Source organism: Bartonella sp. PS17NMGDW (assembly GCF_042193555.1).
Taxonomy (GTDB): domain Bacteria; phylum Pseudomonadota; class Alphaproteobacteria; order Rhizobiales; family Rhizobiaceae; genus Bartonella; species Bartonella grahamii.
In genome coordinates, this window is record NZ_JBHILY010000093.1 from 1 (window position 1) to 579 (window position 579).

Sequence of the window (579 nt, forward strand, 5' to 3'; positions counted from 1 at the left end):
CACTGCTAACATCTCCTCATTGTAACAGGTGGGTGTAATTAGACTAAAGGTTATGCACTGACACCTTGATTCTGATTGCTCTGAAGCTACCTGATTACTTTACATGAGGCAAAAGTTGTTTATGAAAAAGAAAAAAACCTTAGGTGAACTTTGAAGCAGATTTTGGGAGAACACCCTCTGCTGGTTGGGAGGAAAAGATGGAAAACTTACAGCACCTGGTATTCCCAAGCGGTCTCCCATCCAGGTACTAACCAGGCCCAACCCTGTTTGGCTTCCGAGATCGGACGAGATCGGGCGGGTCCAGAGTGGTGTGGCCGTAAGCACTTGCCAGTGTCCAGCAAAGCCTCTTGGCCACTCAATCTCAAGGTTTTCCTGCCTAAAGCTACAGGCTTGCCATTGTGTCCTCCTGATTAACACACCTGCTGACTAGACACACCCACCTGCTGCAAAAACCATGCCATTTCAGCTCACCTCTGCAAAAACAGCCTTGGTTACACTCACAAAGTCTGAACAGAAACACTGCTAACATCTGCTCATTATAACAGGTGGGTGTAATTAGGCTAAAAGTTATGCATTGAC

1 rRNA gene is annotated in these 579 nt (G+C 46.5%); it reads right to left on the bottom strand.

Annotated elements, in window-relative coordinates:
• Positions 1–203 precede the first annotated feature (203 nt).
• Positions 204–322 (bottom strand): 5S ribosomal RNA (gene rrf / locus ACFIJK_RS09455).
• Positions 323–579 lie beyond the last annotated feature (257 nt).